Source organism: Paracoccus binzhouensis (assembly GCF_016446475.1).
Lineage (GTDB): Bacteria > Pseudomonadota > Alphaproteobacteria > Rhodobacterales > Rhodobacteraceae > Paracoccus > Paracoccus binzhouensis.
The window spans coordinates 1-713 of the sequence record NZ_JAEHFP010000260.1 but is presented as its reverse complement, the minus strand read 5'-3'; the positions used below and the strand labels follow the sequence as shown (position 1 = coordinate 713).

Genomic DNA, 713 nt, shown 5'->3' with positions numbered 1-713 from the left:
GCGCTGGCCGAGATGCCGCAGCCCGCGCCGGACGGCGCCATGGCCGAGGCGCTGGAGCGGCTGGCCGAGGGCCAGGACCGGCTGGTGGCGCTGGCCGAGGCGCCTACGCCGGCCCCCGCGCCGGACAACAGCCGGCTGGTCCGGGCGCTGGAGCGGCTGGCCGAGGGCCAGGACCGCATCATCGAGCTGAGCGCGCAGCGCCCGGCCTCGGGCGACGATCCCGAGGCGCGGATGCGGTTGCGCTCGATCGACGTGCAGCTGGGCCGGCTGGTCGAGGAAGCCGCCAGCGGCCGCGACGGGCTGATCTCGGAGCTGCGCGAGGACATGGCGGCGCTGACCCGCGCCATCCGCAGCCTGGAGCGCGGCGATGGGACTTAGCCGGGGCGGCGGCAACCGTTTCTCGGCCACGATCTGGCCGGGTTTCGTCGATGCGATGACCGCGCTCCTGATGGTCATGATGTTCGTGCTGACCATCTTCCTGCTGGTGCAATCGGTGCTGCGCGACCAGATCACCACCCAGGACAGCGAGCTGGACCAGCTGGGCCGGCAGGTGGCGCAGCTGTCGGACGCGCTATCCAGCACGCAGGCCCGTGCCGCCACGCTGGACCGCGACCTGGCGGCCGAGCGCGAGCGGCTGCGGCGCTCCGAGCAGGCGGTGGCCGGCGCGCGGGCCGAGATCGACGCCCAGACCGAAGCCGCCCGGCTGGCCGCCG

The 713-nt window shown here is 74.8% G+C and carries 2 pseudogenes; both read left to right on the top strand.

The features are described 5' to 3' along the window. A pseudogene (locus I9P22_RS24350) lies at nucleotides 1-378 on the top strand (hypothetical protein); the annotation flags it as partial. Further along, nucleotides 368-713 (top strand): annotated as a pseudogene (locus I9P22_RS24345) (peptidoglycan -binding protein); the annotation flags it as partial. The pseudogenes I9P22_RS24350 and I9P22_RS24345, both read left to right, overlap by 11 nt.